Below are 26,565 nucleotides of genomic sequence, written 5' to 3' on the forward strand. Positions count from 1 at the left end.
CAGAAGCCACCAGCACCCTCCTTCATTGGCCAAACACAGGGGCTCAGAATGCTGACCGTTTCCGCGATTACCCATGTCGCCATCAGGGTGAAGGATATCGACCGCACCCTCGATTTCTACATCAACAAGCTCGGATTTTCGGAGCTTCTGCGCCTCGACCGCGACGGGCGTCTCTGGCTGGTCTATCTGCGCATCACCGACGATCAGTATCTTGAGGTCTTCCCGGAAGGCCAGGGCGGCGACGCGCCGGGAGCAGAAGCCGTGGGATACAACCACATGTGTCTTGCTGTTCCCAGCATAGATCAGACCGTGCGCGAGCTCGAGACTGCAGGGATCCCGCTGTTCCGCCCGAAGGTCCAGGGCGCCGACGGCAACTGGCAGACCTGGATCGTCGATCCGGACCGGCACCGCATCGAACTGATGGAGATGGCCGTAGACGGAATGCAGGCAAAGGCGATCGCGCGCCTCCGGGGTAACTGACCATGCCCAGGATCAACTATCTGACCGCGATCGATTTTGGCCCAGGCGAACTGCAGGGCCTGCCCGCCGCCATGGCCGAACTCGGGATCTCGCGACCGCTCTTCATCTCCGACCGCGGCCTGGCCGCGTCGGGGCTCGCCGACAAGGTACAGGCTCTGATGCCCGGGGTAACCGCCGCCTATCTCGATACCCCCTCGAACCCGACCGAAGCTGCCGTCTGCGATGCGCTCGAGGTCTATCGCGGGAATTCCTGTGACGGCGTCGTCGCCCTTGGCGGCGGCTCGCCGATCGACCTCGCCAAGGGCGTCGCGCTCCTCGCCACCCATGACGGATCGCTGGAGCAGTACGCCGCCATCTACGGCGGCATCGAGCGTATCCGTCCAAGCGTCGCCCCCGTCATTGCCATCCCGACGACGGCCGGCACCGGCGCCGAGGTCGGGCGGGCGGCACTGCTGACGCTCGACGATGGCCGCAAGCTCGGCTTCATCAGCGCACACCTCATCCCGCGCCGCGCCATCTGCGATCCGCTGCTGACACTGGCCCTGCCACCGGCCCTCACCGCCGCCACGGGACTGGACGGGCTTTCCCACTGCATCGAAACCCTGTTTTCGCCGCGCTTCAATCCGACGGCAGAGGCGATCGCGCTGGACGGTGCCGGCCGCATCTGGAGAAATCTGCCGCAGGCATTCGATACTCCGGACGATATTGCAGCCCGTAGCGAGGTCATGCTCGGCGCACTCCACGGCGGACTGGCGTTCCAGAAGGGTCTCGGCGCCGTTCACTCGCTCAGTCATGCCCTTGGTGGCCTGAAGGAGCCTAGACTTCATCACGGCACGCTGAACGCGATCCTCATGCCGATCGTTGTGCGCTTCAATGCTCCGGCTGTCGCCGACAAGCTGAACAGGCTGCGGGCGGCCATGGGACTGGCCGCGGACGCCGATGTCCCCGGCGAACTGGAAGCCCTGAACCGACGCCTGAACATGCCCTCCGGCCTGGCGGCCATGGGCGTGACACCGGATTGTTTCGACTGGGTCATCGAGCGGGCGCTTGCCGATCACAGCCACGCCACCAACCCTCTTGCGCCGTCGGCAGAGGACTACCGCGCCATGCTCGAAGAAGCCTTGGCCCAACCTGGCAGGAGACACCCATGAAGATCACCGCTCAGAAAGTATTTGTCGCCAACGCCCAGCGGACGAACTTCGTCTTCGTCAAGCTCTACACCGACGACGGGATCGAGGGCGTCGGCGAGGCGACGCTGGAATGGAAGACGAAAACCGTCGTCGCGGCTCTGGAAGAGCTGGAGCGGGTCCTTGTGGGTCGCGATCCCTTTGCCGTGGATGCGATCATCGAACAGCTCCATAGGGACAGCTACTGGCGAACGGGCGCCGTCTTCCGCACCGCACTCGGCGGCATCGAGGCCGCCCTCCTCGACATCAAGGGCAAGGCGCTCGGCGTTCCTGTCTTCGAACTGCTCGGCGGCAAATTCCGCGATCGCGTCGAATGCTACGCCAACCACTGGTTCTTCGGGGCAACGACGCCCGAGGAATATGCCGCAAACGCCCGCAAGGCGGTCGCCATGGGATACCGCGCCCTGAAATGGGATCCCTTTGACACGGCCGACCTGGAGATGGACCGCCGGCAACGTCGACAGACGATCGAAATCGTCGAAGCCGTCCGTGACGCTGTCGGACCTGACGTCAACCTGATGCTCGATGTCCACGGCCGCCTCAACGTCCCGACGGCCATTGCCATGTGCCGGGCACTGGCACCCTTTGATCTGACCTGGATCGAGGAGCCGACGCCGCCGGAGAACATCGACGCGCTGGCGGACGTGCGCGCGGCCAGCCCGGTGCCGATCGCTGCCGGAGAACGCTGGTACGAACCGGGCAAATTTCTCGAGGCCCTGTCCAAGAAGGCGGTCGACATCCTGCAGCCCGACGTGTCGCACGCTGGCGGGATGGGCGAAACGAAACGCATCGCGCATCTGGCGCACACGCACCTCATCCCGGTCGCGCCCCACAATCCGGTCGGACCGGTGATGAACGCCATGACGCTGCACGCGTCGGTCGCCATGCCGAATTTCTCGGTGTTCGAGACCGTCTCGGTGGACGTTCCCTGGCGCAAGGAACTCGTGCGGGAAACCCTGCAGTTTGAAAACGGAGCGATTCTGGCGCCGACAGCGCCGGGCCTCGGCGTCGAACTGATCGAGGAGGCCTGCGAACGGTTTGCCTACCAGCCGACCAATGTCCCGCTCTTCGACGGGTCCATGAACACGACCGGCGTGGCGACGGGCGCTCGCACATTCGCAGCCAACGAAAGCGAATAGAAGTCGCGGGAAAGGGAGTTGACACCAGCTCCCCTTCACCACATAGTTATATTTAGAACAGGTGCAGTTCAAATATGAACTCGCCTAGGCAGCAACGGGAGGAGAGCTGCTTGAAGGTCGGAATCTCATTGTATGGGCCGCTTCTAAGCGAAGCGGGTGCCCGTTTCGCTAGCCAGCTGGGTGTGGAAGACGTCGTCGTCCACCTGACCGACTATGGACGCAATGCCGACGCAAGCGCCTATGCGGCGGGTGGCGTCGGCCCGATCAACGGCGATTGCATCGACGCGCCTTTGTGGTCCTATGATCGCCTGGCGGACCTGGTCGCCATGCTGTCCCGACACAATCTCAAGGTCGCCGCCCTGGAGAACATCTCGCCCAACTTCTGGTCGGACATTCTGCTCGATGGTCCGCAGAAGGACGCGCAGATGCGCGACCTTCAGGACCTGGTCCGGAACATGGGGCGCCTTGGCATCCCCGTTCTCGGCTATAATTTTTCCATTGCCGGCGTCTGGGGATGGCAGCGCAAGCCGATCGCCCGCGGCAACGCGGTGACGGCGGTCTTTGCCATCGACGAATTCGACGCGGAAAGCCCCGTCCCCGACGGCATGGTCGGCAACATGCGCTACCGCTTGGCTATTGCCGGCGCAGAGCCTCAGACGGTGGACGAAGCGACGCTCTGGGCGCGGCTTCAGTGGTTTCTGGAGCAGCTTGTACCCGTGGCGGAAGAGGCAGGCGTCCGATTGGCCGCCCATCCGGACGATCCGCCGGTCGAGCGCCTGCGCGGCACCGCGCGGCTGGTCAACAGTCACGCCAAATACGACCGGCTTCTCTCGCTCCTGGAGAGCCCCGCCAATGCGCTGGAATTCTGCGTCGGCTCGCTAGCGGAAATGCCCGATGGCGACGTCTACGAAACGACCCGCCGCTTCGCCCGCCGGAACGCCATCGCCTACGTCCATTTCCGCAACGTCCGCGGCAAGGTTCCGAACTACGTGGAAACCTTCGTGGACGACGGTGACGTCGACATGGCCCGGATCGTGCGCGTGCTGCACGAAGAAGGTTACGACGGGATCCTGGTTCCCGACCACGTTCCGGAACTCGATTGCCCGGCCCCATGGCACGCCGGACATGCCTACACGATTGGCTACATGAAGGCGCTTGTCGCACACGCCGACGCCTTGACCAGAAGCTCTTTCGCATCCGCCGGCCATAGGGCCGAGGAGCCCTCGGCGGCTGCGGAATAGATCATGCCAGCGCACGGCTGGAAAACGAACAACGAATTCAGTTGGGAGGTAAACATGAAAACGTTGACTATGAAACTGGCGATGGCCGCAACGGCATCGTTTCTGGCCATGTCGGCCGGCGCTTGGGCTGGTGAAGTGGTCTGGTGGACGCCGAATTTCAACGAGGCCCGCGCCCGGGATCTCGTGGAGAAATTCCAGGCTGCCAATCCGGACGTCACGGTGAAACTTGAGGTCACCACCACCGACGGACTGCCGCAGCGCATCCTGACATCCCTGCAGTCGGGAGCTGCACCGGACGTCATCGACGTGCAGCATGGCTGGGTGAACGGCTACGCCCAGAACAACCTTGTCCTGCCGGTCGACGACGTCTTGACCGATCGCGAGGACTACATTCCAGCCGCCCTGGAATACGATACCTGGGATGGCAAGCTCTGGGGCATTCCCTACCGGATCGAAACCCACGCCGTGATTATCAACAAGGGCGACTTCACGGCTGCTGGTCTTGACCCCGCAAATCCACCGACCAGCTGGACCGCCTTCAAGGACGCTGCCAAGAAGCTTACCACCAACGGAAAATCCGGCTTTGCGATCACCGGCGGCGGAGAGGTCGGCAACACCATCTTCCGGTCCCTGCCCTTCATGTGGATGCTGGGTGGCGGCATCATCTCGGACGATGGCAAGCAGGTCCTGGTCAACAGCCCGGAATCCATCGAAGCCGTGACCTTCTACACCGACTTCCTCAAGGAAGGCATTTCACCGACCTCGACACTGGAGAACGACGGCACCGCCAATCGCCGGCTGTTCATCGCCGAGACGGTGTCGATGTATCAGTCTGGTCAGTTCGATATTCAGTCCATCCGCAAGGAAAATCCCAATATCGACATCGGTGTTATCCCCGTTCCGCATCCTGACGACGGAAAGACGGCAGCCATCCTTGGGGGATGGAGCTTTGTCATTCCGAAAGACGCCAAGAATCCCGACGACGCCAAGAAGCTCCTGAGCTTCCTTGCCGAGTCGGAGAACCAGGCCGTTCTGACCGACACCTTCCCGGCCCGCATCTCTGCCATGGAGGCCGAGCGCTTCAACGACCCGATCCTGCAGGTCTTCAAGGAAATGCTGCCGTTCGGACGGCCTGTGCCGGCCCATCCGAATTGGGTCCAGATATCCCAGGCCTACTTCGACGGGATCCAGCGCATCCTTCTCGGTGACGAGGACGTCAAGACCGCCATGGACGGCGCCGCCGAAGAAATCGAAGGGCTTCTTTAGATCCCTCCCGTCCGGAAGGCGCTCGGCATCCTGCCGGCGCCTTCCGGTTCTCCTATCAGGGATGAAATCGGATGCAGAAACAATCCACGGGCTATCTGTTCGTTCTACCCGCACTGATGGTGCTGGGCATGCTGATCGCCTATCCGGTCGCCTATACCGGACTGCTGAGCGTCACGGACAATGCCGGCAACTATGTCGGGCTCGACAATTTCCGGCGCGTTCTGGCCGCGCGCGCCACGCCGACGGCCTTCTGGAACACTCTTTGGTGGGTCTTCGGGTCCATCGTCTTTCAGGTCATCCTCGGCGTCCTGACGGCGATCCTGCTGAACCAGAATTTTCGCGGACGAGCGGTGGTCCGCTCCGTCACGCTGGTCCCCTGGGTGGTGCCCGGTATCGTTGCCGCGACCACCTGGGCGTGGATGCTCCACACCGAGTTCGGCATCATCAACTACATGCTGACCGGACCCGGTCTGATCGACGAGCCGGTCGGCTGGCTGACGAACGGCAGCACCGTGCTGCCGGTGATGATCGCGATCAACATCTGGAAGATGTTTCCTTTCGTCGCCATCATGGTGCTCGCCGGACTGCAGTCGATCTCCAACGATCTCTATGAAGCAGCCCGCATCGATGGAGCAAGCTTCTGGGAGGAAGTCCGCTACGTCATGCTGCCGCAGGTGCGCACAGTCATCGTCGCGGTCACGCTTCTCCTGGTCATCTGGGCCTTGAACCACATCACCATCATCTATGCCATCACCCGCGGAGGACCGGCGAACCGGACCCTGATCACACCGATCCAGATCTTCAGGACTGCCTTTGAAAGCGTCCAGTTCGGACAGGCCGCGGCTCTTTCCGTCATGTTCTTTGCCGTCGCGATCGTGGTTGTGCTCATCTACATCCGGACGCTGGCCTCCAACCCGGAGGAAACACGTTGAACAAGCCTCAGACCCTCAAGCGCCCCGGCCTGCCGGGCTGGCTGATCCTCACCGCCTCTGTCCTGCTGGTCCTGGTCTGCCTGTTCCCCTTCTGGTGGATGGTGCTGTCGTCGGTGAAGACGCTGCGCGAGCTCTACACCGTTCCGCCGATCTGGTGGCCCGCAGCCCCCACGTGGGAGAACTACCGCACGGTCCTGTTTGAATCGAACATCCCGCGCTATTTCCTCAACAGCATCATCATCTCGGTCGGGTCGACGGCACTGGCGCTGGTGCTCGCGATCTTTGCCTCCTACGGCTTTGCCCGTTTCAACTTCAAGGGAAAGCCGCTTCTCCAGTCTTTCGTGCTGGTGGGCCAGCTCCTGCCGACAGCCGCCATCATCGTGCCGCTGTTCGTCACCCTTCGGGTGCTCAACCTCGTCAACACCTACTGGGGCCTGATCCTCGTCTACATGATCATCACCCTGCCGCTCTCGGTATGGATGCTCACCAGCTACTTCAAGAACATCCCGGTCGAGCTCGAGGAAGCAGCGATCATCGATGGCGCCAGCCGTCTGGAGTGCCTGTTCCGCATCACGCTGCCGCTCTCCTTGCCGGGGCTTGCCTCCGTCATGGTCTACGCCTTCGTGACGACCTGGAACGAGTTCATCTTCGCGCTTTGCTTTGCCACCGATTCCTCGGTGAAGACGCTGCCAATCGGGCTTGCGGAGTTCTCGACGGAGTTCAACACCGACTGGGGTGCCGTCATGGCCGCCTCCGTGGTGATGACCCTGCCGATCGCCATCCTGTTTCTATCCATGCAGCGGCTCTTCGTCGGTGGCCTCACCGCCGGCGCGACCAAGGGCTGAGAGAGGAACGCAATGACCTATACCTCCCCGATCCCCCAGCTTGGCCTCGGCACGTTCGGACGCACGGGCGACGCGGGCATCCAGGCGATCCTGTCCGCGATCGAGGTCGGCTATCGTCACATCGATACGGCCCAGAGCTATGACACCGAAGGCAGCGTCGGCGAGGCCATCCGCCGGTCCGGACTGCCACGCGCCGACTTCTTCGTCACCACCAAGGTTGCCGACACCAATCTGTCCAAGGCAGATTTCCTGCCGAGCGTCGAGAAAAGCCTCGAGACGATCGGCACCGATCAGGTCGACCTGCTGCTCATCCACTGGCCCTCGCAGAATGACGAGGTGCCGTTCGAGGACTACATGCTGGCACTGGCCGAAGCGCGCCAGCGCGGATGGACCCGCCATATCGGCGTATCCAATTTTCCGATCGCGTTGCTCGACAAGGCCCTTGCTCTCCTGGGCGAGAATGCGATCGTCACGGATCAGGTCGAGATCCACCCCTACCTGCAGGCACCCAAGCTCGTGAGCCACTGCCGCAGCAAGGGGTTGGCGCTGACCGCCTACCAGCCCCTCTACAAGGGGGCCGTCAACGATGACCCGCTCCTGAAGGCCATCGCCGAGAACCACGGCGTCACCGCCGCGGCCGTCGCGCTCGCCTTCCTCATGGCGGAAGGCCACGCCGTCATTCCGGCCTCCTCCAGCATTGAAAATCTGAAGAACAACTTCGCGTCGCAGGACGTGAACCTCACCGCCGACGAGATCACGCGGATCCGCACGCTGGACCGCTCCGCACGGCACATCAATCCGGCCAAATCACCCCGCTGGGATGATTGAGACGCCCCGCTGACAGGAGACTGCAATTGGCACCGGTATCGATCAACAACGTTCGGAAATCCTATGGCGCACTGGAGGTGCTGCATGGTGTGTCCATCGACATAGCCGATGGCGAATTCGTGGTTCTCGTCGGCCCGTCCGGCTGCGGCAAGTCAACCTTGCTGCGCATGCTGGCCGGACTCGAGGACATTTCGGCAGGCGAGATCTCCATCGGCGACCGCGTCGTCAACGGCCTTCAGCCGAAGGAGCGCGACATCGCCATGGTGTTCCAGAGCTATGCGCTCTACCCGCACATGACGGTGGAGCAGAACATGGGCTTCTCGCTGAAGCTGGCGCGCGCACCCAAGGAAGAAACCCGTGACCGGGTCGCCAAGGTCGCGGCCATGCTCAACCTCGGCGACTATCTCGACCGCTACCCGCGTCAGCTATCGGGCGGTCAGCGCCAGCGCGTCGCCATGGGACGGGCCATGGTCCGCAACCCGGAGGTCTTCCTCTTCGACGAGCCGCTGTCCAACCTCGACGCCAAGCTGCGGGTTCAGATGCGCTCGGAGATCAAGCAGAACCATCATCGACTGAAGACGACGACCGTCTATGTCACCCATGACCAGATCGAGGCCATGACCATGGCGGACAAGATCGTCGTGATGCATGGCGGGATCGTGGAGCAGATGGGATCTCCGCTCGATCTCTACGATCACCCGGCCAACCTCTTCGTTGCAGGCTTCATCGGCTCACCGGCGATGAACGTCATCGGCGGCAAGGTGAGCGGCGGCGGCTTCGTCGGCGACGACGGCACCCGCATTGCCCTGCCCTTCCCGGTGATGGAATTCGAGGGACGGGAGATGAAGCTCGGCATCCGGCCCGAACATCTCTTGCTTGATGCGAACGGGCATGCAGCGGAGATCGTCACCATCGAACCGACCGGCGCGGAGACGCAGGTTCTCCTGCGGCTTGCCGGTCACGAAATCGTCGGCGTCTTCCGCGAACGCATCCTGCAGAAGCCTGGCGAGATCCTGCATGTTTCGCTCATCCCCGAGCGCATCCAGCTCTTTGACGGCAAGAGCGGACAGCGCATCGACTTCCGGGAGGCGGCGTAACGATGGCCATCTATCCGGACCTGAAGGGAAAGACGGTCCTGATTACCGGGGGCGCAAGCGGCATCGGTGCGGCGCTGGTCGAAGCCTTTGCTGAACAGGGCGCCAGGGTCGGCTTCCTGGATCGGGACGAAGCGGCTGGCAGAACTCTCCGCGATGCGCTGACGGCAAAGGGGCAAGAGGTTCTCTTCGTGCCGCTTGACCTGCGCGATACGGAAGGGCTTCGCGCCGGCATCGAGACCGTCAGGCGTGAGGTGGGCGCCGTCACCGTTCTCGTCAACAATGCCGCGCATGACGAGCGCCATGCGACGGAGGATGTGACGGAGGCCTATTTCGACGATCGCATCGCCACCAATTTCAAACACCAGTTCTTCGCTGCGCAGGCCGTGCTGCCCGACATGAAGGCGGCAGGCGGCGGCGCGATCATCTGCATGAGCTCGATCTCCTGGATGGCAGGCTTTGGCGGCATGGCGCTCTACACTGCCTCCAAATCCGCCGTGATCGGGCTCGTCAGGTCTCTCGCCCGCGATTTCGGCCCTTTCAACATCCGCGTCAACGCCGTGTCGCCCGGCTGGATCATGACGCAGCGGCAGCTGGATCTCTGGCTGACGCCGGAAGCGGATGCCATGCGTCAGGAACGCCAGGCCCTCAAGCAACGGCTGCTGCCGGCCGATGTCGCTAAGCTCGCTCTCTTCCTGGCATCCGACGACGCGCGGGTGATCACCAGCCAGAACTACATCATCGACGGCGGCTGGGTATGACCGCCGCCTTCCCATTCCCACATCGAGGTTCATGACATGCAGTCTCCCGCAGATATCAAAGACATCACTCGTCCGGCCCGTGAGTTGTGCGACGCCCTGGCCGTGATCGGCACCGCCACCGCCAGCAGCGAACTGAGCCTGATGGGCATCCGGGACGTCCAGATCCGCGGCCCGCTTCCCCTGAAACAGGGACGCTCGGTTGCGGGTCCTGCGCTGACGCTGCAATGCATGCCGAAGCGCGAGGATCTCTACGGCTCCAACGAATACGAAAACCCCGAACTGCAGTTGCACCGCCACGTCCTCTACCCGGCCCAGGCCGGCGACATGGTGGTGGTCGACGCCCGCGGCGACATGGCAAGCGGCATCTTCGGCGAGATGATGCTGACCTTCCTGGCCGGCCGCGGTGGCGCGGGCGTGGTCGTCGACGGCTGCATCCGCGATTCCGCCAAGGCCAAGGAACTCGACCTCGGCATCTGGGTGCGGGGTGTAACGCCGAACTACCATGCCCAGACGGGGTTGATTCCGTTTGCCGTCAACGTGCCGGTGGCATGCGGCGGTGTTCTGGTCATGCCTGGCGACATCATCGTGGCCGATGATGACGGAGTGATTGTCGTGCCGGTCGCGCTGGCGTCCGAAGTGATCGCGCGTTCGAGCGAGCATGCCGAATGGGAGGAGTTTGCCCGCTTCCGCCTGTCGCAGGGGGGCGACCTGCGCAAATATTACCCGCTCACGGAAGGCGTCCAGGACGAGTATCTCGCGTGGCGCAATGCCCAGCCGGCCGACTGACCGACGTCCGCAACGAGGGCCCAGGCGCAAGGAAGCGGCTGGGCCGCTTGGCCAGACGACCGATACATGCAGGAGCAGACATCACCATGGCAGCGGCACCGACAATGGAAGAGTTGATCGCCCAAGAGGAGGCCGTCCAACTTGGGGGCTTCGACTACGACCTGGCTTGGCGGCTCGGCTGCGCGCTCCGCGAGACGGCCGCGGCCGGAAAACTGCCGATCGCCATCGAGATCAGCCACCACGGCACCGTCGTCTTTTCGGCACTGCTGCCGGGAGCCTCTCCCGACAACCTGGCATGGGCTGGTCGCAAGCGGGCGGTGGTCGAACGGTTCAACCGCAGCTCGCTCTACATGCGCCTGCTGTGCGAGCGCAACGCGAGCGAATTCCACGCCCGCTACCGCCTTTCCAGTTCGGACTTTGCCGCCAGCGGTGGCGGCGTTCCCATTCGCGTGAGGAACGTCGGGATCGTCGGCACCGTCGCCATCAGCGGCCTGCCGGACGTGGAAGATCATGCGATGGCGATGCGGGCGCTGGAAAAACTCGCCTGAAGAGAGGTTAGGACGATGTACACGTTCATGAAGGGCTCGACCCACGCGCTGGCCTCGGCGGAAATCGCCATCAAGGCCATACCGGACGATCCGCGGGTCTGGGTGCCCCAGGCTCCTGACGTATTCTTCCGGCCGATGTTTCTCAACACGCTGACAGGGCAGTGGTGCAACCTCCTGAAGGTGACCCGCTCCGGCATCCTGTCCCGGCATGTGCACCCCGCTCCGGTCTTCGGCATGGTGATGAAGGGCAGATGGCACTACTTCGAGCACGACTGGGTGGCGGAGGAAGGCTCTTTCGTCTTCGAGCCGCCCGGCGAGATCCACACGCTGAACGTCCCGGAAGACTGCGACGAGATGATCACCTTCTTCAACATCTCCGGCTGCATGGTCTATCTCGACAAGGACAACAAGCAGATCGGCTACGAGGACGTCTTCACCAAGATCGACATGTGTCGTGCCCATTACGAAGAGGTCGGATTGGGGGCGGACTATGTCGACCAGTTCGTCCGCTGACACCGCCGCATGGGCCCGTGGCTGGATGGAAGGCCGCACGGTCCTCGTCACCGGGGGAACGGGGGGAATCGGCGGGGCCATTGCGCAGTGCTTCCGTGACGCCGGCGCAATGGTTCACGCCACTGGCGCAACGGACGCCGAATGTGAGGAGGCACGAGGCAGCGACGCATCCGGTTCGATCCGTTACGGCGTTCTGGATGTCCGGTCCAACGATGCTGTCCGCGCCTTCATCGCGACGCTCGGAGACCTCGACGTCGTGGTCAACTGTGCCGGCATCATCCGCCGGGGGCAGGAGCGTGATCCGGATGTCTTCGACACCGTGGTCGACATCAATCTGAACGGCACGATGCGCGTCTGCGAGGCCTCGCTTGACCGGTTGGCTATCAACGGCGGCTGCATCATCAATATCGCCTCCATGCTGAGCTTCTTCGGCGGCGGCCTTGTGCCGGGCTATTCGGCGTCCAAGGGCGGCATCGCCCAGCTCACCAAGTCCCTGGCGATCGCCTACGCTCCACGGGGCGTCAGGGTCAACGCCATCGCGCCGGGGTGGATCGCAACGCCGCTGACCCGGGCGCTGCAGGAGGATCCGGCCCGCGCCGGACCAATCCTGGCACGAACGCCGATGGCCCGCTGGGGTACGCCGAAGGACCTGCAGGGCATCGCGCTTTTCCTGACAAGCCCTCACGCCGGCTTCATCACCGGCACGATCATCCCGGTCGACGGTGGCTACGCCATCTCCTGAGAACGGTATCCGCTTGAACCAGAACTATTGCTTGAGCCGCACCTGCGGTCCTGGCCCGGTCCGGGCGGCCGTCGAGAACTCGAGTGGCAGATCCCGGCTGTCGCGCGATCCGGCGCTGATGCGCGGCCGGTCGCGCCGACAGTACTCGGAGGCGCATGCATTCTGCTCTGCGGAGCGCTCAGTCAATGCCCGGTTACGATAGGAATGCACTGCGCGCATCAAGCCCTCTCCTGAGCCACCTCTCGCTGTCGGTATTCTCGTGGTCGACCGCCGCTAGGGCAAAGACCCCACCGATCCCGATGAGGACGGGTTCGTCGTAACCGATCTCCGCAATGCCGGCGGGAAGGTCGTCAAGGGTTCCGCTCCAGCAACGCTCGGTGGCCCGCGCGACCGAGCTGACGATGACAGCCGGTGTCGCACTGGGCATCCCTTCAGCGAGCAGATGGGCGTGGATTTCACCCGCCGTTCGACCTGCCATGTAGAAGACGGTAGTGGTCGTCGGATCAGCGAGCCCGTGCCAGTCGAGTGTTTTCGGCAGCTTCCCGTCCCGCGCATGTCCGGTCACGAACCGCACAGCCTGGGCATGATCGCGATGGGTCAATGATACCCGGAGCCTCGCCGCCATGGCGCTCGCGGCGGTAATTCCGGGAACGACGTCCACCGGTATCTGGTGCTCCCGGAGAATCGCGATTTCCTCACCGGCCCGGCCGAACACCATGGGATCACCGGACTTCAGCCGCACCACGTGTTTTCCCGCCTTGGCGAGATCGATCATCATGGTGTTGATGTCTTCCTGCCGGCAGCTCTCCCGCCCGCCGCGCTTGCCGACCAGCATGCGCTTGGCCTCACGGCGGGCAAGCTCCAGGACCTCGCCGGAGACGAGGTCGTCGAAAAGGATGACGTCCGCTGCCTGAAGTGCCCGTACTGCCTTCAGCGTCAGGTATTCTGCATCGCCTGGACCTGCACCGACGAGCGTCACCCGACCGTTCGCCCTGACGTCGGCCATTCCTGTCGTCGCGATAAGCAGATCGTCCGCGGCAGACGCCTCCGGAGCGTGATTGCCGGCAAATGCGCGATCCACGAATCTCTCCCAGAACGCCCGACGCGGCGCCCCCGGCAGGAGCCGCCGGTTGACGGTGTCGCGCACGGATTGCGCCAGCGCTGCCCAGTCCTTGAGCGCCGGCGGGAGAAGTGTCTCGATGCGGCGGCGGATGGCCTGCGCCAGGATCGGTGCCGCGCCGTCGGTGGAGATGGACACGACCACTGGCGAGCGATTGACGATGGAGCCGAACTGGAACTGGCAGAATGCGGGTTTGTCGATGACGTTCACGGGAACTCCGGCGAAGACGGCGGCACAGAAGAAGGCCTTCGCTTCTGCGTCATCCTCGCAGTCGGCAATGGCGATCGCCGCGCCCTGCATGATGTCCGTCGCCCAGGGCCTGTCATGGTGGATGAACCGCCCGGTTCCCTCTGCGCGCGGTTGTTCGAGCAGGGTCTGAAACGTCTGAGACAGGTCCGCCTGTGGCGCATAGACTTGGACGTCCGCACCGCAGGCGCAAAGCAATTCCCCCTTCCAGGCCGCGGCATCGGAGCCGCCTGCCAGCACAACGCGCTTGCCGGTCAGGTTCCAGAACACCGGCAGCACGGCAAGCGGCTCCATCCTTGTCGGCCTGTCGTTCACGTCAGGAGATCTAGGCTGCAAACGGGTCATGGCGAAAAGGCTCCTCTTTCAGGACTTGTCTAGGTGGCGCCCGGCGCAGCGCGGACGGTCAACGGGCGGCCGTCAGGCCAGAACAACAACGAACAGAAGCCCAAGCGCCAGCAGCGCCTGTGCCACCGAAAGCATCTGCCAGAACAGCAGCGGGTCGCGCTCCAAAAGCGGCAGACTGCGGCGCTGGACAAACCGGGGGTTGGGGTGTGACAGGTCGTGGATGAACTCCGAAAGCGTCTCGTATCTCTTCGCGGGGTCGGGATGGACTGCCATCCGGATCGCCCCCTCCACCCAGTCCGGAACGTCGGGGCGCAGGTCGCCGATGCTCTGAAATCTGAGCCTGGACTGCTGCCTCCTGCTCCTCGTGCGGGCCACGCGGGCGCCGTAGGGAAGGCGTCCGGTCAACATCTGGTAGGCAACGACGCCCAGAGAAAAGAGGTCGGAGCGCTCCGTGCCGCGCTCGCCCAGGAAATATTCCGGTGCCGCGTACTGGAACGTTCCGAGGATATCATCGCTCTCCAGCGCGGGGGCCGCCTCGGCAAGGCCTGCGACCTGCGCGGAGCCGAAGTCGATGATCCTCACGGTCCCATTGCCGTCGATCATGATGTTGTCCGGTCGCAGGTCCTGATGGATGATCTCCTTGCGATGGAGGGCGCGAAGCCCGTCGGCGATCTGGGAGACGATGTCGCGGACCGCGCGCAACTCGCCTTGTGGCCGATCCTTCATCCATTGCGACAGGGTTTCGCCCTCGACATAGTCGGTGACGAGATAAAGGGAGCGCCGCGGGAGAACAGGCCTCCTGCATTTGAGCACATGGGCGCTGGAGACGCGACGTAGGACCCATTCCTCCATGGCAAAGCGGCGAAGGTATGCCTCGTCTTCCCGCAGATCCACGGATGGAAACTTGAGCACCACGGCATCGCCACTGCCCGGCTCGGTCGCGAGAAAGACGTGGCTGCGGTTGCTGGCATGGATCTGTCGATGGATGCGGTAACCCTCAAAATCCCCCGGCGCGTGCGGCACCGGTGCCGCCGGAAGCAAACCGGCCGCATCGAAGACCGGCTCCAGGTCCCCCTCGTCCAGCTGGTCGACCCGAACGATCTGGATCGTCAGGTTGTCGTCGCTGCCTGCCTCCAGGGCAAGCTTCGCGATAGCGGCGGCAGCCTGGTCGAGATCCACGTCGGTGGTGATGCAGGCTGCCATCCGCCGCGCTTCGAGATGGTCGTGAACGCCGTCAGTTGACAGGACGAAGACGTCACCGGCCTGGAGGCTCAGCTGGCGGTAATCGATCTCGACTGCAGGAAACAATCCCAGGGCTCGCCCCAGATAACTTACGCCGGGCGACGGCTTCAGGCGATGTTCGCTTGTCAGCGGATCGAGGTCGCGGCCGACCAGCCGCGAGATGCGGCTGTCACCCACATGGAAGACGTGAGCCCTCGCGCCCTTCAACACCAGCGCCGAGAAGGTCGTCACATGCGCATGGTCGCGGTTCTCTACATGACGGCTTTGGGCGTGGAGCCAGGAATTGGTGGCATCGATGACACGGCTTGCCGCCGTCTTTACGGTCCAGGCGTCGCAGGTGCAGTAATAGTCCGTCAGGAAACTCTTGACCGCCGTCTCGGCCGCCACCTGGCCGACCGGGCTTGAGGATACGCCGTCGGCGACAGCCAGCGCGATGCCCTTCATGGTCAGGGCCGACCCTTTTGGAACGATCGCGCCATGGAAGTCCAGGTTGGCGGTCTTGCGCCCGGCCGAGGAAAACTGCCCGATGCTCACCCGGAGTGCTGTGATGTCAGCTATCTGTTGCATCGCCGGACCTATCTTTTCATCAGGCCCCGCCGCCGCGGCGGGACCTGCATTGTTCAGGGCTTCAGCGCTATTCAGCCGCGACAAGGCGTGTGGCGGGCTTTTCCGTAACCTTGCGGCTCGGCGACGTCTTGTAGTGGGTGGCGTAGATCATGCCGCCGACGAAGGTCAGTCCGCCGACGAGGTTGCCGACAACGGTGGGGATCTCGTTCCACAGGAAGTAGTCCATCCAGGTGAACTGGCCGCCGAGCATGATGCCCGAGGGGAAGAGGAACATGTTGACGATCGAGTGCTCGAAGCCGAGGTAGAAGAAGACGAGGATCGGCATCCACATCGCGATGACCTTGCCGGAGACGGAGGTCGACATCATCGCCGCGATGACGCCGGTGGAGACCATCCAGTTGCACATCACCGCGCGGATGAAGAGCGTCAGCATGCCGGAGGCGCCGGCGGCGGCATAGCCGAGCGTGCGGGCCTCACCGATCATGCCGATCTTCTGGCCTACGGCGTCGGGTGCATGGGTGAAGCCGGTGGTGAAGATGATGGCCATGAACACCGCCGTCGTCATGGCGCCGGCAAAATTGCCGACGAAGACGAGGCCCCAGTTGCGCAGTATCCCGCCGACCGTGACGCCGGGACGCCTCGCGATCAGCGCCAGCGGCGCCAGGGTGAAGACGCCGGTCAGGAGATCGAAGCCCATCAGATAGAGCATGCAGAAGCCGACAGGGAAGAGCAACGCGCCGAGCAGCGGATTGCCTGTGTTCACGGTGACGGTCACGGCGAATGCAGCCGCCAGAGCCAGGATGGCACCGGCCATATAGGCTCGGATCAGGGTGTCTTTGGTGGACATGAAGACTTTGGATTCGCCCGCGTCGATCATTTTCGCAGCGAATTCCTGAGGTGCTACATAGGACATGCAATTTCCTTTCACGGTGCAGGAAACGGCTCAGCAAGCCGCAGTGGTTGGCAAAGTGGTTGGCAGTAGGTCGAGATAGACGTTGCGACCTTCGATCCGGACGGGGAAGGTGGAAGTCCTTCCGTCGTCGGCACCTTGGGCCTCCCCGGTTTCAAGTGAAATCACCCAGTTGTGGAGCGGGCACGTGACGCAACCGTCGTGCACGATGCCGGCGCTGAGCGGCCCGTTCTTGTGCGGGCACTTGTCTTCGAGCGCGAAGATGCGGTCGTCGGCAGTCCTGAAGACCGCGATCCGCGTTGCACCTTCGTGGACACGACGAGAGCCCTGGCGCGGGATGTCGTCGATGGTTCCGATGAGAACCCAGGCTGCGTCCATGGAAATGGAAAGGGCGTTCATTCCGCTGCCTCCTTGTGGATGACGGCCATGGGGCTGAATTCGTGCTTGTCCTTGCCGGAGACCCGCTCCGACCACGGGTCCACCTGGGCGAATTTCTGGGAGAAGACGAAGCGCTCGTAGTAAGCCTGCCGCTTGTCGGTATCTTCCATGATCTGGCGGCGGATCTCGTCGAGCCCGATGCGCTTGGCCCATTTGTAGATGCGTTCGAGATATCGGCCCTGCTCGCGGTACATCTGGGTGAGGGCAACGATGTGATGCAGCGCCTCATCCTCGGTTTTCACCAGCCCAAGGACCTCGGTTCCCTTGATGTCCAGCCCGGCTGCCCCGGCGAAGTGGATCTCGTAACCGGAGTCGACGCAGATGACGCCGACGTCCTTGCAGGTCGCTTCGGCGCAATTTCGCGGACATCCCGAGACGGCCATCTTGACCTTGGCAGGCGTCCAGGAGCCCCACATGAACCTCTCGATGCGGATGCCGAGCCCCGTGGAATCCTGCGTGCCGAAGCGACACCAGTCCGTGCCGACGCAGGTCTTCACTGTCCGCAGGCCCTTGGCATAGGCCTGGCCGGAGACGAAGCCGGCCTTGCCGAGATCGGCCCAGACCGCCGGCAGGTCTTCCTTTCGGATGCCGAGCATGTCGATGCGCTGTCCTCCCGTCACCTTGACGGCGGGGATCTCGAATTTGTCGACCACGTCGGCGATCGCCCGCAGTTCCTTGGACGAGGTCATTCCGCCCCACATGCGCGGCACGACGGAATAAGTCCCATCCTTCTGAATGTTGGCGTGGACGCGCTCGTTGATGAAGCGCGACTGGTAATCGTCGGCATATTCGTCCGGCCAGTCGCAGACGAGGTAGTAGTTGAGCGCCGGGCGACACTTGGCGCAGCCGCAGGAGGTCTTCCACTCCAGCTCCTGCATCACGGCCGGGATGGATTTCAGTTCCTTCGCCTTGATCAGGCGGCGCACGTCGTCATGGCCGAGATCGGTGCAGCCGCACATGGGCTGCACCGCTTTCGGGTTGTAGCGGTCGCCGAGGGTCAGCGCCATTAGCTGCTCGACGAGGCCCGTGCAGGTGCCGCAGGAGTTCGACGCCTTGGTATGGGCGCGGACCTCGTCGAGGGAGGAAAGGCCCCTGGCGGTGATGGTCGATGTGATCTTGCCTTTGCAGACGCCGTTGCAGCCGCAGATTTCGGCGTCATCGGGGAGGGCAGCGACTGCGGCCGCCGGATCGAGAGGCGAGCCGCCCTGATAGGCCTGGCCGAAGATCAGCGTGTCGCGCATCGCCGAGATGTCGGTGCGCTTCTTCTTCAGGTCGTTGAACCAGGTGCCGTCGGCAGTGTCGCCGTAGAGGACGGTACCGATGATGCGGTTGTCCTTCAGGACGACCCGCTTGTAGACGCCGGCGGTCGCATCGCGCAGGACGATTTCCTCGCGGTCGTCGCCGTCGGCGAAGTCGCCGAGCGAGTAGAGATCGATGCCGGTGACCTTGAGCTTGGTCGGCGTGTCGGCATGCACGAAGGCAGGTGTGCTGTCACCGGCAAGATGGGACGCGGCGATCCGCGCCATCTCGTAGAGCGGCGCCACGAGGCCATAGACCATGCCATCCACCTCGGCGCATTCGCCTACGGCGAGGATGTCGCCATCCGAGGTTCGCATTCCGGCATCGACGACGATGCCGCGGTTGACGGCAAGCCCCGCGTCCCTGGCAAGCGACGCATTCGGCCGGATGCCGACGGCCATGACGACGAGCGAGGCCGGAATGACGGTGCCGTCATCGAGCTCGACGCCCTCGACCCTGCCGTCGCCGAGGATAGCCTTGGTATTGGCCTTGCAGATGACCTTGATGCCGCGCTGCTCGACGGCCTTCTGGAGAAGGTAGCCGGCTGCCGGATCAAGCTGACGTTCCATCAGTGTCGGCATCACGTGCAGCACGGTGACATCCATGCCGCGCTGGGCAAGGCCTGCCGCCGCCTCCAGGCCCAGCAATCCGCCGCCGATGACGACCGCCTTCTGGCGCGACTGGGCGGCCAGCAGCATGGCGTTGACGTCGTCCAGGTCGCGGTAGGTGATGACGCCCGGCAGGTCCTTGCCGGGGACCGGGATGATGAAGGGCACGGAGCCGGTGGCGATCACGAGCTTGTCGTAGGGCGCGGTGATGCCGTGGTCACAGGTCACGGTCTTTGCGGTCCGGTCGATGGCGACGACCTTGTGGCCCTTGTGGAGGGTTATCCCGTGGGTCTCGTACCAGCCGTCGCCGTGAATGACGATCTGCTCATACGACTTCTCGCCCGACAGAACGGGGGACAGCATGATGCGGTCGTAGTTCACGCGCGGTTCGGCATTGAAGATGGTGACCTGGTAGCGGCCGAGTGCCTCCTCGAGGAGGTGCTCCAGCATGCGGCCAGGTGCCATGCCGTTGCCGATGATGACGAGCTTCTCAGTCCAGGTATTCATGGCGCTCCCTCGGTCGGGCTCGGGGTCGTTCGGAAAACAAAAAAAACGCCGCTCGGAAGTTGCGCTTCCGGGGCAAGACCGGGCTGCAAAATCCTTGCGACGTCGATGTCACTGCAGGCGCTTCTGGAGCGCCTGACTGCCCGGTCGCCGTTGACCGGATGCAAGATGTCCTGCAAGCGCCATGCCAGATTTGGGCGCAAGAGTTTACCGACTGAAAACGCTTGATTTCTCAGAAGCGAAGGGAGAAAGACCAAGCATGTGGCGCGGCATGACCTGCACAGGGATTAGGCGCGATGGACAAGATCCCTGCTCTCTGGCGAGCAGCAGTCCGCGACAGGCATTCTTGTTTGGCCGGTCGATCCGGCCTCCTGTCGGGCAATTCGATGACAGCGATAGTGGACTGACGAAGATCAGTCGAAATCCGGGCCGCGGGACTGTCGATCGATCCGCGGGCTCGTGACCGCAAACTGCTGGACGTATTCCTCGATCCTGCGGGGGTCGAAGACATGGCCGTCCATGAAGCTGTCGTCCGATCCGTCGCCTTCGATCCTGAAGTCATCGTCTATCGGAGCGGCATCTGCACCAAGGGCTGTCCGGTAGAGATCTGGCCGGTAGGCACGAGCCGCCGCAGCCATACCTTCTTCCGAGTAGGTCACCTGCCCCCAGCGGATCATCTGGCTGTAAATCCACAGGGCGTGGCTCGGCCTGGGATAGCCGGCATATTGGGCGTGGAATGTAAAATACCTTTCGATCACGCGTCGATTGCCGTGAGCATCAAGGCTGAATTCCCCCGACAGCACATGGCGAATGATGTCGACCGGCGCGCCGATCAACCTCGGATCGGCCAAAGCCGCCGCGAGATCGCCGTGGTTCTCCGCATCGTCACACCAGCGCGCCGCTGCATCGAGGGCAACCAGCAACCGCATCGAGGTTTCCTGCTGGCTCTCCGCCCAGTCGGGCCGCATGGCCAGCACCTTCTCCGGAGCGGACGGCCAGATGTCCTGCTTGGCGGCGACGATGCGGCCGACGCCGCGCTCGGAGGCGACCATATTCCAGGGGGCGCCGACGCAGAAGCCGTCGATCGCACCGGCGGCCAGAGCATCCGAGGTCATCGGCGGCGGCACAACCACCAGCCTGACGTCCACATCCGGATCGATCCCTCCCGCCGCCAGCCAGTAGCGGAACTCGTAGTTGTGGGAGGAGAAGGGGTAGGTCATGCCGAGCGTCAGCGGAGGCTCTCCCGCAGCCTTCATCACCGCGACCACCTGCGCGAGAGCGCGGGTGGAAGCCAGTGAGCTGGTATCGCCAGCGATGTCGGCGACCGATTGCATGCGGGCAAACAGGCGCGTTGACAGAGTGATCGCGTTGCCGCCGCGCCCTAGCGAAAAAGGCGTGATGGTGGGGGAGGGATTGGAGCCGAGGCCGAGCATGGAAGCCACCGGCATGGGCGACAGCATGTGGGCCACGTCGAACTGGCGAAACGCCAGCCGGTCGCGAATGTTGGCCCAGGAGACGTCTCTCACCAGTTCGAGCCGAAGCCCCTCGCGTTCGGCAAACCCGAATTCAGCCGCAGCGATCAGGACGGAGGCGTCCACCAGCGGGATGAAGCCCGCCCGCACCACGCGGGAACCTTCTCCGCCGATGACAGCGGGAGTGGGCAGGTTCGACCCGGACGTGTCGCATTCTGTCGTCGCGTTCATACCAGCTTTCTCCGAACGATGGCGGGCATCAGGGTATTCACAGCAGCAGCCGCGCCGCTGTAACAATGCTCTGGGCAATGTCCGTCATTTTCTTTTTCTCGTTCATGGCTGACTGGCGAAGGAGAGCAAATGCCTCGTCTTCCGAAAGTCCGCGCATCTTCATCAGGATGCCCTTTGCCCTCTCGACCAGCTTGCGCTCCTCCAGTGCCGAGCGAGCGTCGGCGAGCTCACGCTGCAGCCGACTGAAGGCGTTGAAGCGGCTTACGGCCATGTCGAGGATTGACTTGACCCGCTCTTTCCTCAATCCGTCGACGATATAGGCGGAGACACCCGCATCGACGGCCGCCTCGATAGATGCGGTGTCGGATCGATCAACGAACATCGCGATCGGCCTGCTGACCGTCCGCGTCAACTGGAAGAGGTGTTCCATCATGTCACGATTGGGATTTTCGATGTCGATGATGATGACGTCCGGCTGCAGCGTCTCGATGATCCGTGCGACTCCGTTCACCTCGTGAATAACCGTGACACGCGCATGCCCCGCCTCCCGTAGGCCCTCTTCAATGATTGAGGCACGAATGGCATTCTCGTCGATGACCAGGATGGCAAGCTCGGTGAGGTTCATGGCCAATTGATGCCGCAGTGCCGCAACGATGGCAAGAACTGTGGAATAAATTTAGGCTGATTGTCGACCTGTATAAGAATCGTGCATCTCCACCGGTTGGCCTGACGGCGAAGTTGCCCCTCGCTCGTGCCCCTCGACCATCACCGGGGCATGCCGGATGTGATGCCGGTGAAGCTGGCGGCGGAGATGAGTGCCCTGTCAGGTTCGACGGAGGATTGTCAGGACACTATTGCGAAGCTGTAGGCCTCGTTCAACCCGGCCAACATGGAGATCATCGTCCGCAAGATGATCTTTCCTGCACGCAGCAACGCCGACGAGCATGCCAAGCAGCAACTGATGCCTCGTGTCTGGAGTTGGTCGAAAAGGTGGCGATCGGCAAGCCCCCCCCTGGGCCCCAGCCGGCAGCCCTGCAGGTCCATGGCTCGATCGCCAACATCATGGCATCGATGGAAGCACTGAACGTGCTGGGGCAGCAGTTTCGAATGCCTCAGTGTTGGTCACCGCAGAGCAACGTCCGGGATCCTGACCGTCACGACCAATGGACAGTCCACAAACGCAAAAAGCCCCACGTGAGGGGCTTTGTTGGGATATGGATTGGGACCGTTGATTTGGTTGCGGGGGCAGGATTTGAACCTGCGGCCTTCAGGTTATGAGCCTGACGAGCTACCGGGCTGCTCCACCCCGCGTTATTGGTTTTATGTTTTGGGTCTTTTGACCGAGATCTGTTTTCGTTGAGAAGATTGTTTTGATTGCCTTTAGCAGACCTGGCAGCGACCTACTCTCCCGCGTCTTAAGACGAAGTACCATTGGCGCTGGGGCGTTTCACGGCCGTGTTCGGAATGGGAACGGGTGCGGCCGCCCCGCCATGACCACCAGGTCGGCTAAGGGCAATCCACCGATGCGGCTACGCATGGGTGATGTGTCGAGAAGCTGGTTTTGTTTAGAACACGTCGGTTTGTTCTTCGATGGCCTGGAGGAGTGCTTTGGGCACCCATACAGGCCGATAGGCCGTCGCGCCGAGTGGCGCGGGGCCGTCCGCAGCCTAGCATCCGAAGGATGCGTCAGCGTCAGGACAAAGAACGGCATCATCACCGCGCCGAAGGCGCGTTGATGAGCATGGTCAATGAGAACGATCAAGCCAATCGGGCTATTAGTAAGGCTAAGCTTCATGCATTGCTGCACGTCCACACGCCTCCTATCAACGTGGTCGTCTTCCACGGCCCTGATAGGGAACACTCGTTTTCAGGTTGGTTTCCCGCTTAGATGCCTTCAGCGGTTATCCATTCCATATATAGCTACCCTGCTATGCCCTTGGCAGGACAACAGGTCCACCAGAGATATGTCCATCCCGGTCCTCTCGTACTAGGGACAGATCCTGTCAATATTCCTACACCCACGGCAGATAGGGACCGAACTGTCTCACGACGTTCTGAACCCAGCTCACGTACCGCTTTAATTGGCGAACAGCCAAACCCTTGGGACCTGCTCCAGCCCCAGGATGCGATGAGCCGACATCGAGGTGCCAAACAACCCCGTCGATATGGACTCTTGGGGGTCATCAGCCTGTTATCCCCGGCGTACCTTTTATCCGTTGAGCGATGGCCCTTCCACGCGGGACCACCGGATCACTATGACCGACTTTCGTCTCTGCTCGACTTGTCAGTCTCGCAGTCAGGCGGGCTTATGCCATTGCACTCGACGACCGATTTCCGACCGGTCTGAGCCCACCATCGCGCGCCTCCGTTACTCTTTCGGAGGCGACCGCCCCAGTCAAACTACCCACCATACACTGTCCCGGATCCGGATGACGGACCGCGGTTAGACATCCATGACGATAAGGGTGGTATTTCAAGGATGGCTCCACGAGAACTGGCGTCCCCGCTTCAAAGCCTACCACCTATCCTACACATGCCGACACGAATGCCAGTGTAAAGCTATAGTAAAGGTGCACGGGGTCTTTCCGTCTGACCGCAGGAACCCCGCATCTTCACGGGGAATTCAATTTCACTGAGTCTATGTTGGAGACAGCGGGGAAGTCGTTACGCCATTCGTGCAGGTCGGAACTTACCCGACAAGGAATTTCGCTACCTTAGGACCGTTATAGTTACGGCCGCCGTTTACTGGGGCTTCAGTTCAGAGCTTGCACCCCTCCCTTTAACCTTCCAGCACCGGGCAGGCGTCAGACCCTATACGTCGTCTTTCGACTTCGCAGAGCCCTGTGTTTTTGATAAACAGTCGCTACCCCCTGGTCTGTGCCACCCCAAAATACTTGCGTAAAATGGGGTCACGCTTCTTCCGAAGTTACGCGTGCAATTTGCCGAGTTCCTTCAACATAGTTCTCTCAAGCGCCTTGGTATACTCTACCTGACCACCTGTGTCGGTTTCGGGTACGGTCTATATTGGTGGAGCTATTTCCTGGAACCGCGTCCCTGCACAATCAATCCAATAAGACTGTACAAGTTGAGCAATCCGTCACTACCACCAGGCCCACGAATATTAACGTGGTTCCCATCGACTACGCATTTCTGCCTCGCCTTAGGGGCCGGCTAACCCTGCTCAGATTAACTTTAAGCAGGAACCCTTGGTCTTTCGGCGAGGGGGTCTCTCACCCCCTTTATCGTTACTCATGTCAACATTCGCACTTCCGATATCTCCAGAGGCCCTCACGGGTCCTCCTTCACAGACTTACGGAACGCTCCGCTACCACATACACGTTAAGTGCATATCCTCAGCTTCGGTGCATGGCTTTAGCCCCGTTACATTTTCGGCGCAAAGACCCTTATTTAGACCAGTGAGCTGTTACGCTTTCTTTAAATGATGGCTGCTTCTAAGCCAACATCCTGGTTGTTTTGGGATCCTCACATCCTTTCCCACTTAGCCATGACTTGGGGACCTTAGCTGGAGGTCAGGGTTGTTGCCCTCTTCACGACGGACGTTAGCACCCGCCGTGTGTCTGCCGACTAGTACTCCTCGGTATTCGGAGTTTGGTTAGGATCAGTAAGACGGTGAGTCCCCATAGCCCATCCAGTGCTCTACCCCCGAGGGTATTCGGTCGACGCTCTACCTAAATAGATTTCGCGGAGAACCAGCTATTTCCGAGTTTGATTGGCCTTTCACCCCTAGCCACAAGTCATCCCGATCTATTGCAACAGATATGGGTTCGGTCCTCCAGTTGGTGTTACCCAACCTTCAACCTGCTCATGGCTAGATCACTCGGTTTCGGGTCTAATGCAACGAACTGAACGCCCTATTCAGACTCGCTTTCGCTACGCCTACACCTACCGGCTTAAGCTTGCTCGTTACACTAAGTCGTTGACCCATTATACAAAAGGTACGCAGTCAGGCTTTCGCCCTCCTACTGTTTGTAGGCATCCGGTTTCAGGTTCTATTTCACTCCCCTTGTCGGGGTGCTTTTCACCTTTCCCTCACGGTACTTGTTCGCTATCGGTCATGCACGAGTACTTAGGCTTGGAGAGTGGTCTCCCCATGTTCAGACAGGATTTCACGTGTCCCGCCCTACTCAAGGACAATGAGTGTTCTACGCCTACGGGGCTGTCACCCACTATAGCCAGGTTTTCCAACCTGTTCAGCTTTATTCCTCATTGCCACTGGCCTGGTCCGCGTTCGCTCGCCACTACTTACGGAGTCTCGGTTGATGTCCTTTCCTTCAGGTACTTAGATGTTTCAGTTCCCTGAGTTCGCTTCTAACCCCTATGTATTCAAGGTTAGATACCTTATCGCAATACCTAGAAACCTAAACCGTCCCAAAGGGCGGCTTAAACTTTCTAGGTATTTAAGGTGGGTTTCCCCATTCGGAGATCCATGGATCAAAGCTCATTCGCAGCTCCCCACAGCTTATCGCAGCGTATCACGTCCTTCTTCGCCTGTGCATGCCAAGGCATCCACCAAATGCCCTTACGACACTTAATCGTTCTCATTGCCAATGCTCATCCATATGGAAGGCAATCACCAATAGGCATGAGCCAACAGATCCTAAAACCCATTGCCTAATGCCTAAATCCTACTGCCCGACCAAACCCGGTTACCTTTTACAACCGGGCCATTTCAGATGCCATCGACGTGTTCGACAAGCCTGCTTGATTGGGGTCACGCCGAGCGACCCGCTTGCAAACCTGTCTTTAAGACCAGCTTCTCGAGATTAAATCCGGGATCGCGCGGTCAGGCAACGATCATCAGTGATCCGTCAGAGGCGCTCCGAAGAACACCAACAACGGACGACCAGAGTGACAAGCTTCCTACCTCTTCCGGTCCCTCTTTCGTATCCGGCCGGCTAGGCCATCAACGACGTCATTGGAACCGGCCTCGGACATGGGTCAAAACCCACACCTGGAAGCCTCCAGATCAATCTTCTCTTCACGATTTTTGCAGAACAGGCACAAACGCAAATTGCGTCGTGCAAACTTGTTTTTCTTCAGAAGACAATTTTTGTGCTCACGCGCCGCAGGCGCTCCACAGGGGCGCCAAACTCTTGGCGACGCGCACCCGCGCTGTATGGCTGCCATACTCAACCTCGAGCAAGCCACCCATACAGACCAGAGGTCGTCGGCCATCGTTGGCCGCGCCGTCCGCAGGCAG

Annotated in this window: 21 protein-coding genes, 1 tRNA gene and 2 rRNA genes; 14 read left to right on the top strand and 10 right to left on the bottom strand. The window is 61.8% G+C overall.

Annotation, left to right across the window (positions count from 1 at the left end; genetic code table 11):
* Positions 1-48: 48 nt before the first annotated feature.
* The 14 genes from M1E10_RS06025 to M1E10_RS06090 all read left to right on the top strand — a co-directional run bounded on the left by M1E10_RS06025 (position 49) and on the right by M1E10_RS06090 (position 12,362).
* Positions 49-480, top strand: coding sequence for a VOC family protein (locus tag M1E10_RS06025; RefSeq protein WP_499175481.1), 432 nt, complete (start codon positions 49-51; stop codon positions 478-480).
* Positions 481-482: 2 nt separating this feature from the next.
* Positions 483-1,631: an iron-containing alcohol dehydrogenase gene (gene gbd / locus M1E10_RS06030; RefSeq protein WP_499175482.1), complete on the top strand. Its 1,149-nt coding sequence runs from the start codon at positions 483-485 to the stop codon at positions 1,629-1,631.
* The gene (locus tag M1E10_RS06035) at positions 1,628-2,806 is read left to right on the top strand and encodes a mandelate racemase/muconate lactonizing enzyme family protein (protein WP_499175483.1); all 1,179 of its coding nucleotides are present in this window, start codon (positions 1,628-1,630) and stop codon (positions 2,804-2,806) included. The genes gbd and M1E10_RS06035 overlap by 4 nt, the downstream gene beginning before the upstream one ends.
* A gap of 110 nt (positions 2,807-2,916) precedes the next feature.
* Positions 2,917-4,047 carry an apurinic/apyrimidinic endonuclease family protein gene (locus M1E10_RS06040; RefSeq protein ID WP_499175484.1) on the top strand — a complete coding sequence of 377 codons (1,131 nt, stop codon included), beginning with the start codon at positions 2,917-2,919 and terminating at the stop codon, positions 4,045-4,047.
* Between the two features lie 54 nt (positions 4,048-4,101).
* Positions 4,102-5,313 carry an ABC transporter substrate-binding protein gene (locus M1E10_RS06045; protein ID WP_499175485.1) on the top strand — a complete coding sequence of 404 codons (1,212 nt, stop codon included), beginning with the start codon at positions 4,102-4,104 and terminating at the stop codon, positions 5,311-5,313.
* A gap of 71 nt (positions 5,314-5,384) precedes the next feature.
* Complete coding sequence (locus M1E10_RS06050) at positions 5,385-6,245, top strand: carbohydrate ABC transporter permease (protein ID WP_499175486.1); 861 nt, start codon at positions 5,385-5,387, stop codon at positions 6,243-6,245.
* Positions 6,242-7,090 (top strand): carbohydrate ABC transporter permease, encoded by an 849-nt coding sequence (locus M1E10_RS06055; protein ID WP_499175487.1) that lies wholly within the window; start codon positions 6,242-6,244, stop codon positions 7,088-7,090. Before M1E10_RS06050 ends, M1E10_RS06055 begins: the two co-directional genes overlap by 4 nt.
* Positions 7,091-7,102: 12 nt before the next feature.
* The gene (locus tag M1E10_RS06060) at positions 7,103-7,918 is read left to right on the top strand and encodes an aldo-keto reductase family protein (RefSeq protein WP_499175488.1); all 816 of its coding nucleotides are present in this window, start codon (positions 7,103-7,105) and stop codon (positions 7,916-7,918) included.
* 26 nt (positions 7,919-7,944) lie between these two features.
* Entirely contained in the window at positions 7,945-9,015 is a 1,071-nt protein-coding gene (locus M1E10_RS06065) for an ABC transporter ATP-binding protein (protein WP_499175489.1), read from the top strand.
* A gap of 2 nt (positions 9,016-9,017) precedes the next feature.
* A complete protein-coding gene (locus M1E10_RS06070; RefSeq protein WP_499175490.1) occupies positions 9,018-9,773 on the top strand; it encodes an SDR family NAD(P)-dependent oxidoreductase in 756 nt (251 codons plus the stop codon).
* A 36-nt stretch (positions 9,774-9,809) separates the two neighbouring features.
* A complete protein-coding gene (locus tag M1E10_RS06075) occupies positions 9,810-10,559 on the top strand; it encodes a ribonuclease activity regulator RraA (protein WP_499175491.1) in 750 nt (249 codons plus the stop codon).
* Positions 10,560-10,645: 86 nt separating this feature from the next.
* Positions 10,646-11,107 carry a heme-degrading domain-containing protein gene (locus M1E10_RS06080; protein ID WP_499175492.1) on the top strand — a complete coding sequence of 154 codons (462 nt, stop codon included), beginning with the start codon at positions 10,646-10,648 and terminating at the stop codon, positions 11,105-11,107.
* 15 nt (positions 11,108-11,122) lie between these two features.
* Positions 11,123-11,620, top strand: coding sequence for a 2,4'-dihydroxyacetophenone dioxygenase family protein (locus M1E10_RS06085; RefSeq protein ID WP_499175493.1), 498 nt, complete (start codon positions 11,123-11,125; stop codon positions 11,618-11,620).
* Positions 11,598-12,362, top strand: coding sequence for an SDR family NAD(P)-dependent oxidoreductase (locus tag M1E10_RS06090; protein WP_499175494.1), 765 nt, complete (start codon positions 11,598-11,600; stop codon positions 12,360-12,362). Before M1E10_RS06085 ends, M1E10_RS06090 begins: the two co-directional genes overlap by 23 nt.
* 193 nt (positions 12,363-12,555) lie before the next feature.
* Here the strand turns inward: M1E10_RS06090 and cysG are convergent, their stop codons facing one another.
* The 10 genes from cysG to M1E10_RS06140 all read right to left on the bottom strand — a co-directional run bounded on the left by cysG (position 12,556) and on the right by M1E10_RS06140 (position 25,899).
* Positions 12,556-14,073, bottom strand: coding sequence for a siroheme synthase family protein (cysG, locus tag M1E10_RS06095; protein ID WP_499175495.1), 1,518 nt, complete (start codon positions 14,071-14,073; stop codon positions 12,556-12,558).
* Between the two features lie 72 nt (positions 14,074-14,145).
* The gene (locus M1E10_RS06100; protein WP_499175496.1) at positions 14,146-15,882 is read right to left on the bottom strand and encodes a bifunctional protein-serine/threonine kinase/phosphatase; all 1,737 of its coding nucleotides are present in this window, start codon (positions 15,880-15,882) and stop codon (positions 14,146-14,148) included.
* 67 nt (positions 15,883-15,949) lie between these two features.
* The gene (locus tag M1E10_RS06105; protein ID WP_499175497.1) at positions 15,950-16,795 is read right to left on the bottom strand and encodes a formate/nitrite transporter family protein; all 846 of its coding nucleotides are present in this window, start codon (positions 16,793-16,795) and stop codon (positions 15,950-15,952) included.
* A gap of 30 nt (positions 16,796-16,825) precedes the next feature.
* Complete coding sequence (gene nirD, locus M1E10_RS06110; protein WP_499175498.1) at positions 16,826-17,191, bottom strand: nitrite reductase (NAD(P)H) small subunit; 366 nt, start codon at positions 17,189-17,191, stop codon at positions 16,826-16,828.
* Positions 17,188-19,644: a nitrite/sulfite reductase domain-containing protein gene (gene nirB, locus M1E10_RS06115; RefSeq protein WP_499175499.1), complete on the bottom strand. Its 2,457-nt coding sequence runs from the start codon at positions 19,642-19,644 to the stop codon at positions 17,188-17,190. The genes nirD and nirB overlap by 4 nt, the downstream gene beginning before the upstream one ends.
* Positions 19,645-20,054: 410 nt before the next feature.
* Entirely contained in the window at positions 20,055-21,344 is a 1,290-nt protein-coding gene (locus M1E10_RS06120) for a CmpA/NrtA family ABC transporter substrate-binding protein (protein ID WP_499175500.1), read from the bottom strand.
* A gap of 37 nt (positions 21,345-21,381) precedes the next feature.
* A complete protein-coding gene (locus M1E10_RS06125) occupies positions 21,382-21,969 on the bottom strand; it encodes an ANTAR domain-containing response regulator (RefSeq protein ID WP_499175501.1) in 588 nt (195 codons plus the stop codon).
* 609 nt (positions 21,970-22,578) lie between these two features.
* A tRNA-Met gene (locus M1E10_RS06130) sits at positions 22,579-22,655 on the bottom strand.
* A gap of 76 nt (positions 22,656-22,731) precedes the next feature.
* Positions 22,732-22,846 (bottom strand): 5S ribosomal RNA (gene rrf, locus M1E10_RS06135).
* A 252-nt stretch (positions 22,847-23,098) separates the two neighbouring features.
* Positions 23,099-25,899: ribosomal RNA gene (locus M1E10_RS06140) — 23S ribosomal RNA — on the bottom strand.
* Positions 25,900-26,565 lie beyond the last annotated feature (666 nt).

The sequence above is a fragment of the Rhizobium sp. PK7-22 genome, from assembly GCF_056530405.1.